This is a genomic window from Stackebrandtia sp. (assembly GCF_035643755.1).
Classification (GTDB): Bacteria; Actinomycetota; Actinomycetes; order Mycobacteriales; family Micromonosporaceae; genus Stackebrandtia.
Genome location: NZ_DASQPW010000132.1, coordinates 19702 through 27596, shown reverse-complemented (window position 1 = coordinate 27596; position 7895 = coordinate 19702). Strand labels below are relative to the sequence as shown.

Genomic DNA, 7895 nt, shown 5'->3' with positions numbered 1-7895 from the left:
GACCCCGCCGCGGCCGCGGCGATCGCGCTGGCCGAGGCGGGGGTGCTGTACGACGCCTTCGGGTCCGCGCAGGGCCCCGCCGACAACGACGTCCCCGACACCCTCGCCCACGCCGAACGGGCCGTCGAACTGGCCAGGCGCACGGGCGACCCGCTGGCCGAGACCGCCGCGCTCGACGCCGTCACGGGCGCGCAGAGCTGGGGCGGCGACGCCTTCGGGGTGGCGGCCACCCTCGAGCGGCGGGTGGACCTCGTGTCGCCGCTGCCCGAAAGTCCCCAAAGGACGCTGGAGCTGACCGACGCGCTGGTGCAGGCCATCGAGGCCGCCATCGGCATCGGCGACCTGGCGGGAGCCCGCCGCTGGGAACGGCGGCTCGCCGAGCACCCGCTGCTGGCCGAGGTCGGTTACCGCGCCTCGGCCTGGCTGCTGGTCACCACCGCCCTCGGCGACGGCATCGCCGACGCCCCCGCGATCGGCGACCGCTTCATCGAGGCGTGGCACCGCGCGGGCAGCCCCGCGGGCACCTACCTCGGGCCCGCCGTGGCGGGCGCGGCGATGATGAGCCAGCTGCGCGGCGACGCCGAGGGCCGCTGGGACGAGGTCGCGGCGAGGATCGGCGCGCTGCCCGGCCACGAGTTCAGCTACCGCGCCATCTTCGACGGCATCCGTCTACTCCACACGGGACACCCCGACGAGGCGTGGCGGCGTCTGGCGCCCGAGCCCCGCGCGGTGTGGAAGTGGGTCACCTGGATCTGGCTGCACTGGTACGTCGCGCTGCGCGCCGAGGCCGCCGTCCTCGCCGAGGCCCCCGAGGCCGAGCGCCTGGTCGCCGAGGCGCGCGAGTTCGTGGCGGGCAACCCCACGGCCGAGGCCCTGGTGGAGCGCGCCGATGCCTTGCGGTACAACGACCGCGACCGCGTGCTCTCCACGGCGCCCGCGTTCGGGGCCGCGGGCAACGGCTACCAGGCGGCACGCACCCTGGTGCTGGCGGGAGGCGACGCCGCCGCACACGGCCAGGCGGCCCTGGCCGATCTCGGCCTCACCCCCATGGCGCCGATCGCTTGAAGTCCACTGTGTGCATGGAGGTTCACACGGGACGGCCCCGCCCGCGCGGCGCGGTTGTGCCCGAGCGCTCCTCAACGCGCCTGCGGGCGGTCGCGCCCCTCGCACGCAAGCCAGGAACGTCACCACAGCCTCGCGGGACGGTTCCGCCCGTGCGGCGCGGTGGCGACCATGGTCGTGACCGAACGCTCGTCGGCGCCTCATCGATGCACCTGCGGGCGGTCGCACCAGTCGCACACAGGCCAGAAACGGTTCCACGGTTCGTACCCATCCATTCCCTCCCCGCCCTCGCGCCCACCGCACGCAGGCTAGGAACGTGGCCACAGGCTCGCGCCGATCGCGCGGGTTAGGAGCTCTTCGCAGTTCGTGACCGTCTTGTCCCTCACCGACCTCGCGCCCGTCACCGTCGTGCCGCTTGGTCAGCGGGCTCCATCGCTGCCCGCGCCGCGCCGATGTCGCTGGCGTCGGCTATAGGCGTCGACGCAGCACGTCCACGCCGTCGCCGCTGAGCTCGTCGAGGACCTCGACCCGCCCCGACACGCCCATCAGGACCGCCTCGCCCGTGCCCCGCACCTCGGGGCCGTCGCCGAGTTCCCACCCGATGTCCTCGGCGACGAGCCGCAGGCCGCGGATGCGTTTCGGCGTCCCGATGGCGCGGGCGCGCGGCAGGAAGTCCAGGCCGTGGCGCAGCCGCTCGGCGGGGATGTCGCGGGGTTGTTTGAGGGGGCGGCGGATGTCCTGGTGGTGGATGGTGCAGTCGAGCAGGCCGATCCTGCCGCCGAACCCGGCGGTGAGGCCGCGCGGGGTGAGGTGTTCGCGCAGCGCGGCGACCAGGTCGGCGGGGTCGCGGGGCGCGCGCAGGCCGACGGCGTTGGCGCGATCGAGGCTGAAGCCCGCCTTGACCACGCGCATCACGGCGCCCGCCACGGTGAGCTCGTCGTAGCTGATGATGTGCGCGACCACGTCGCGCACCGCCCAGCCCTCGCACAGGCTCGGGGTGTCCCACTGCTCGGGCGACAGGGTGGACAGGAAGTCGGCGAGGTCGGCGCGTTCCTGACTGGCCAGTGCTGTGACGTCCATTGAATACATCTACTCCGCGGGTGGGACGTTCTTGAACCGTTCGTGGGCGGACTGCTTGGCGATTCCCATGGCGCCGCCGATCTCGGCCCAGGAGCTTCCCGACTTGCGGGCCGTCGCCACGGCCTGCTCGGTGAGGGTCTTGTGCCACTTCTCGATGTCGTTGAGGACGCCGAGCGCCTGCAGCGGCCAGGTGTCGACGAGCTCGGCCACGGCGACGCGCATCGAGTCGGAGCGGTTGAGCAGCCAGGCGGGCGCGGCGGCCGCCCACAGCGGCTTCATGTGGCTGGTCCATTCGGAGCCCGCCGACATCCGTCCCTCGTCGGTGGGCGGGTAGTCGCGGGTGCCGTCCCAGCCGCACGAGCAGGTCGCGCGGTAGGCGACGGTGTCGCCGCGGGGTGCGTCGTCGGAGGACAGCGCGCCGTCGGGCGTCCGATGGGCGATGTCGCCGGCGTGGCCTGGCAGGTCGTCGAGCCTCAACCTCATGACGCCATCGTATTTCGTCAGGATATCCTGACACGCGACGTCAAGGCACCCGTACACCCGAAGGAGCGGCGATGACGACGATTCACGGCACGACGACCGAGGAGTTCGCGCCCGTGCGCGAGGCTTTCGAGGCGAACTTCCGACACGGGGACGAGATCGGCGCCGCGGTCGCCGTGTATCGCCACGGGCGCCCGGTGGCCGACCTGTGGGGCGGCGTCGCCGACCCCGACGCCGATCGGCCCTGGCGGCGCGACACCGCGCAGGTGATCTACTCCGCCACCAAGAGCGCGGTCGCCGCGTGCGCCCACCTGCTCGTCGGCGACGGACTGCTCGATGTGGACGCTCCCGTGTCGCGATACTGGCCCGAGTTCGCCGCCAACGGAAAGGAGGGCGTCCCCGTGCGCTGGTTGCTGTCGCACCGGGCGGGCCTGCCCGCCCTCGACGGGCGGCTGACGATCGCCGAGGTCATCGCGTGGCACCCCGTCATCGACGCGCTCGCCGCCCAGAGACCACAGTGGACACCTGGCTCGCGGCACGGATACCACGGCCTGACCTACGGGTGGCTGGTCGGCGAGGTGATCCGCCGCGTCACGGGCGACACCCCCGGCGCGTACTTCGCCCGCCGCGTCGCCGAACCCCTCGGCCTCGACTTCTGGATCGGCACCCCCGCCTCCGAACACCACCGCGTCGCCCGCATCGTCGCCACGCCACCCGAACCCGTCGACCCCGACGCCCTGACCAACGACGCCCGCCGCGCCATCGCCGTGTTCACCGACCCGACGTCGCTGGCGGTGCGGTCGGTGACGATGACGACCGAACCCCTCGACCTCAACGACCCGCGGCTGCTGTCCGCCGAGATCCCCGCGGTCAACGGCGTGTGCACCGCCCGCTCGCTCGCCACGTTCTACGCCGCGCTCATCGGCGACGTCGACGGCGTCCGCCTCCTCGACGACGACGCCCTGGCCGCGGCCACCGCCGAACAGGCCAACGGCGTCGACCACGTCCTGCGCACGCCGACCCGCCCCGCCCTGGGCTTCGGCCTCCCGCTGCCCGACATGCCATGGTGGACACCCACGGCGTTCGGCTTCCCCGGCCACGGTGGCAGCCTCGGCTACGCCGACCCCCGCTCGGGCATGGCCTTCGGGTACGTCATGAACCGCCTCCACCAGTCCCCCACCCCCGACCCCCGCGCGGCCCGCCTGGTGCGCGCCGTCCGCCGCTGCCTGGGCGAGTGAAACGCCCGCCGCCGAACCGAATCAGAGACTCTCGGCGAACGCCAGCAGGTGTTCGGCGGTGCGCGGCGGGTCCTCCAGGATCGGGGTGTGCCCGACGCCGGACAGCATGTGGACGCGCGCGTTCGACACGGCCAGATAGTCGGCGGCCGACGACGGGCGCCACCGCGCGTCCTCCTCGCCGAAGATCACCAGCAGCGGCTTGCCCGCCTTCGCCAGTCGGCTCGGCAGCGCCTCCTCCTCCAGATACGCGCGGGTGGCGTCGCTGATCGCGGCGTACACCGACAGCGGCGTGTCCCGCAGGTCCTCGATGAACTCGCGGGGGATCGCGAAGTCGGGGTCGGCGAAGCCCGTGGCGACGAAGGCGCGGATCTGCTCCTCGGTGGGCGGCCACTGGGCGGGGACTCCCGCGGTGTGCTGCGCGGTGAAGGCGCCCATGCCGGGGCCCGTGTTGATGAGCACCGCCCCCGCCACCAGGTCGGGGCGACCCGCGGCCAGGGCGGTGGCGGCCACCCCGCCCGAGGAATGGCCCGCGACGACGACGCGGGTGACGCCCAGGAGGTCCAGCGCCTCACCGACGCGGCGGGCCTGGCTGGCGATGTCGTAGGCGGCGCCCTCGGGTTTGGCGGATCGCCCGCACCCCAACAGGTCCACGCGGATGACGCGGTGATCGTCGGCCAGCAGCGGCACCATCGCGCCCCAGGAGATGGCCGAGGACGCGGTGCCGTGGATCAGCAGGAGCGCGGGGGCGTCGCCGGGCCCGTCCTGGCGGACGTGGAGGCCGCCGTCGACGGGCAGCGTGGCGTCGACGATCGCGGGTGTTTGTTTCTCGGTGTTGTTCATGCCCCGAGTGTGTCCCTGGCGACGTCCCGGTGTCTTGGACAAATGTTCCGCCGCGCCCGCCGCGTAGCATGGGACAGTGTGGACGTTCAGGCACGGCGCGGCCGACTGGCGGGTGGACCGCCCGCGGTGGCGGCTGCGGGTACCCGGCGTGGCCATGGCGGGTTTCGACGTCCGTGAGGCCGACGCGGTGCGCATGGTCCCCCACCCCGCCGTCACCCTGCTGATCGACTTCGGAACCGCGTCGCCCACCGTGGACTACGGCGCGGGCCTGCGCCGCCGCGGCAGCATGGTCGCGGGCCCGGGATTCGGTGCGGGGGGCGCGGTGTGGGCCCACGGCCTGGCCGCCGAGTGCGTCCAGGTGCGCCTGTCCCCCGTCATCGCCCGCGCCGTGCTGGGAATCGACCCCGGCGATCTCGACGAGGGCGCGGCTATCGCCCTGGACGACGTGTGGGGCCGTCCCACGACGCGGCTGCGCGAACGGCTGGCCGCGATGCCCTGGCAGGAGCGCTTCGCGGCCCTGGAGGCCCTCATCGCCGGTCGTCTCGCGGCGGCGCGCGCGGCGGATCCCGAGGTGGTCTGGGCGTGGAAGCGCATCGTCGCCGCCGGCGGGGCGCTGCGCATCGAGCGCCTCGCCGACGAGGTGGGGTGGAGCCGCAAGCGCCTGTGGTCCCGCTTCGGCACCCAGCTCGGCGTGGCCCCCAAGCGCGCGGCGAAACTGGTGCGTTTCGACCGCGCCGCCCACCGCCTGGTCGCGGGCGACAGCGCCGCGCGCGTCGCCGCCGTCGGCGGCTTCGCCGACCAGTCGCACCTGCACCGCGACGTCAGGGACTTCATCGGCGTCACTCCCGCCGCCGTGCCCGACGAGACCTTCCTGGCCGTCGACCACATCGCCTGGGACGCCCATCCCCCGTCACGACGGTGAGCCCGGCTCCTCGACGCGCGGCAGGACGACGCGGAACACGGTGAGCCCCGGCCGCGAGTCCACGGTGATGTCCCCGTCGTGGGCGCGCACCACCGCCGCGGCGATCGCCAGCCCGAGGCCCGTGCCGCCGGTGCTGCGTGCGCGGTGGTGGTCGCCGCGGGCGAAGCGGTCGAAGATGGTGTCGCGCAGGGCATCGGGGATGCCGGGTCCGTCGTCGGCGACGGTCAGCTCGATGCCGTCGTCTCCCTCGGCGAGATCCACCGTGACCGTGGTGCCGGGCGGCGTGTGGACGCGGGCGTTGGCCAGCAGGTTCGCCACCACTTGGTGCAGGCGGTGCTCGTCGCCCCGGGTGATCAGGGGTTCGGGCGGAAGCGTCAGCTGCCATTCGTGGTCGCCGCCGGCCACCCGGGCGTCGTCGATGGCGTCCAGGACGACGCGGGTGATGTCGACGGTGTCGGCGGCCAGCGGGCGTCCGGCGTCCAAGCGGGCCAACAAGAGCAGGTCGTCGACCAGACCCGTCATGCGCTGCGTCTCGGCCTGGATGCGTTCCAGGGCGCGGTGCACCGGCGCGGGCACGGGCTCGGGCTGCCGCAGCGCCTGCTCGGCGTGGGCGCGGATCGTCGCCACCGGGGTGCGCATCTCGTGGCTGGCGTCGGCGGCGAAGCGGCGCAGGCGTTCCTGGCTGGCGTGGCGGCGCGCCAGGGCGTCCCCGACGTGGCCGAGCATCCGGTTCAGCGCGGCACCCACCTGCCCCACCTCGGTGCGGGTGTCGGTGTCGGGCACCGGATCGGGCATCTCCACCTCGCCGCTGGCCAGGGGGGACTCCGCGACCCGCGATGCCGTGGCCGCGACGCGACGCAACGGCCGCAACGACACCCGCACCCACAGCGCCCCCGCCAGGCCGGTCAGCACGACGGCGGCGCCGAACAGCGTCACCTCCACCATGACCAGCCGCTCCACCGTCTCGTGGACCGGGCGCATCGGCAGGCCCGTGATCAGGACATCCCCGTCGTCGCCCGCCTGGGCGAACAGGCGGTACGGCCCGAGTTTCGACAGCGGCACCGTGTGCCCGTCGCCGTCGGTCGGCAGGGACGCGAGGGCGCGTTCGTCCTTGCCGGACAGGACGACCCGCTTGTGGTCGTTGTCGTCGTCGACGACCGCCGCCTGGGTGGCGTGCCCGTCCAGCAACCGGGCGCCGAAGGTGCCGTCCGACTGGCCGCGGGTGTCGGGCGCGTTGTCGGCGTCGGGGTGTTCGCCGTGCTCGAGACTGGCCGGGAAGCGCCCGTGCGAGGCGCTCAGCTGCTGGTCCAGGCGCTCGACGAGGAATCCCTCGAGCGCGAACACCGTGGCGGCGCCCACGGCCAGGCACGCCGCGGCCAGCAACACCACCAGCCCGATCGACAGCCGGGCGCGCAGGGTGCGCGGGAATCCCGGGCGCCTCATGGCTTCGCGGCCTTCATGACGTAACCCATGCCGCGCACCGTGTGGATGAGCGGCTGGTGGCCCGCGTCGATCTTCTTGCGCAGGTAGCTGACGTACAGCTCGACGATGTGTGCCTGGCCGCCGAAGTCGTAGGACCACACGCGATCCAGGATCATCGCCTTGGACAGCACCCGCCGCGGGTTGCGCATCAGGTATCGCAGCAGCTCGAACTCGGTGCGGGACAGCTCGATCGCCTCGCCCGCCCGGGTGACCTCGCGGGCGTCCTCGTCGAGCACCAGGTCGGCGACCTGGAGGCGGTTGCCGCTGGGGGCCCGGTTCATGCCCGCGCGGCGCAGCAGCCCGCGCAGCCTCGCCAGCACCTCCTCGAGGCTGAACGGCTTCGTGACGTAGTCGTCGCCCCCGGCGGTGATGCCCGCGATCCGGTCCTCGACGGCGTCGCGGGCGGTCAGGAACAGCACGCACACCTCGGGTTGCGCGGATCGCAGCTCCCGCAACACGTCCAGACCGTCCATATCGGGCAGCATCCAGTCCAGGACGACGGCGTCGGGCGCGAACTCGCCGCCCGCGGCCACCGCGGCCGCCCCGTCGGCGGCGCAGCGCACCGCGCAGCCCTCCTGGGTCAGCGCCGCGGCGAGCACCTCGGTGAGGTCGGGTTCGTCGTCGACGACGAGGACCCGCACGGCGGTGCCGTCGGGTCGGCGCATCTGGCCGGTGATCGCTTGATTCATGGTGCTACCAGCTTCGCCCCCCGATCGCCGCGGTGCGCGGAGAACTTGCTCAGAGTTTCCTCTGAATGGTGTTCGACGCGCCCGCTTCAGAGGCTTCTCATA

The 7895-nt window shown here is 73.6% G+C and carries 7 protein-coding genes and 1 pseudogene; 3 read left to right on the top strand and 5 right to left on the bottom strand.

Features of this window, described 5'->3' with window-relative positions; translation table 11 throughout:
* A pseudogene (locus tag VE172_RS10235) lies at positions 1–1065 on the top strand (ATPase); the annotation flags it as partial.
* A 465-nt stretch (positions 1066–1530) separates the two neighbouring features.
* Here the strand turns inward: VE172_RS10235 and VE172_RS10230 are convergent.
* Positions 1531–2142, bottom strand: coding sequence for a maleylpyruvate isomerase family mycothiol-dependent enzyme (locus VE172_RS10230; protein WP_324800760.1), 612 nt, complete (start codon positions 2140–2142; stop codon positions 1531–1533).
* Between the two features lie 9 nt (positions 2143–2151).
* On the bottom strand, positions 2152–2625 hold the full coding sequence (locus VE172_RS10225; protein WP_324800758.1) for a hypothetical protein: 474 nt from the start codon (positions 2623–2625) through the stop codon (positions 2152–2154).
* A 71-nt stretch (positions 2626–2696) separates the two neighbouring features.
* Between VE172_RS10225 and VE172_RS10220 the strand changes: the two genes are divergently transcribed.
* Complete coding sequence (locus tag VE172_RS10220; protein ID WP_324800756.1) at positions 2697–3860, top strand: serine hydrolase domain-containing protein; 1164 nt, start codon at positions 2697–2699, stop codon at positions 3858–3860.
* 21 nt (positions 3861–3881) lie between these two features.
* On the opposite strand, the gene VE172_RS10215 is transcribed toward VE172_RS10220, so the two are convergent.
* The gene (locus VE172_RS10215; protein ID WP_324800754.1) at positions 3882–4700 is read right to left on the bottom strand and encodes an alpha/beta fold hydrolase; all 819 of its coding nucleotides are present in this window, start codon (positions 4698–4700) and stop codon (positions 3882–3884) included.
* 76 nt (positions 4701–4776) lie between these two features.
* Here VE172_RS10215 and VE172_RS10210 point away from each other — a divergent pair, with 76 nt between their 5' ends.
* Positions 4777–5622 (top strand): helix-turn-helix domain-containing protein, encoded by an 846-nt coding sequence (locus VE172_RS10210; protein WP_324800753.1) that lies wholly within the window; start codon positions 4777–4779, stop codon positions 5620–5622.
* Here VE172_RS10210 and VE172_RS10205 read toward each other — a convergent pair.
* Both VE172_RS10205 and VE172_RS10200 read right to left on the bottom strand, forming a co-directional pair.
* Positions 5611–7065, bottom strand: coding sequence for a sensor histidine kinase (locus VE172_RS10205; protein WP_324800751.1), 1455 nt, complete (start codon positions 7063–7065; stop codon positions 5611–5613). The genes VE172_RS10210 and VE172_RS10205 overlap by 12 nt on opposite strands.
* The gene (locus VE172_RS10200) at positions 7062–7793 is read right to left on the bottom strand and encodes a response regulator transcription factor (RefSeq protein WP_324800748.1); all 732 of its coding nucleotides are present in this window, start codon (positions 7791–7793) and stop codon (positions 7062–7064) included. Before VE172_RS10200 ends, VE172_RS10205 begins: the two co-directional genes overlap by 4 nt.
* Positions 7794–7895: the final 102 nt, after the last annotated feature.

What these genes read in the sequence shown, in the direction of transcription:
- VE172_RS10215 (WP_324800754.1), bottom strand. Translation starts at nt 4,700, where the DNA reads ATGAACAACACCGAGAAACAAACACCCGCGATCGTCGACGCCACGCTG.
- VE172_RS10200 (WP_324800748.1), bottom strand. Translation starts at nt 7,793, where the DNA reads ATGAATCAAGCGATCACCGGCCAGATGCGCCGACCCGACGGCACCGCC.
- VE172_RS10230 (WP_324800760.1), bottom strand. Translation starts at nt 2,142, where the DNA reads ATGGACGTCACAGCACTGGCCAGTCAGGAACGCGCCGACCTCGCCGAC.
- VE172_RS10220 (WP_324800756.1), top strand. Translation starts at nt 2,697, where the DNA reads ATGACGACGATTCACGGCACGACGACCGAGGAGTTCGCGCCCGTGCGC.
- VE172_RS10225 (WP_324800758.1), bottom strand. Translation starts at nt 2,625, where the DNA reads ATGAGGTTGAGGCTCGACGACCTGCCAGGCCACGCCGGCGACATCGCC.
- VE172_RS10205 (WP_324800751.1), bottom strand. Translation starts at nt 7,065, where the DNA reads ATGAGGCGCCCGGGATTCCCGCGCACCCTGCGCGCCCGGCTGTCGATC.